Consider the following 298-nt stretch of genomic DNA (forward strand, 5'->3'; position numbering starts at 1 on the left):
CTTGGCGATCTCGTGCGGCTCGCGGGGGTCGTCGTCGCTCGTGTACGCGATCCCGAGCCCGCCGCCGAGGTCGATCTCCGGCAGCTCGACACCGTGCTCGTCCCGGATGTCCTTCAGCAGCCCGACCACACGGTGCGCGGCGACCTCGAAGCCGGACATGTCGAAGATCTGCGAGCCGATGTGGCTGTGGATCCCGATCAGCTCCAGCCCGTCGAGCTGCAACGCCCGCCGCACGGCCTCCGCGGCCTGCCCGCCCGCGAGCGGAATCCCGAACTTCTGGTCCTCGTGGGCGGTGGCG

General features: G+C 70.8%; 1 pseudogene. It reads right to left on the minus strand.

The annotated features are described in order from the left end of the window. Positions 1-298 (minus strand): annotated as a pseudogene (locus CCN42_RS45155) (diaminopimelate decarboxylase); the annotation flags it as partial.

It is taken from the genome of Streptomyces glaucescens (assembly GCF_002154375.1).
GTDB lineage: Bacteria > Actinomycetota > Actinomycetes > Streptomycetales > Streptomycetaceae > Streptomyces > Streptomyces glaucescens.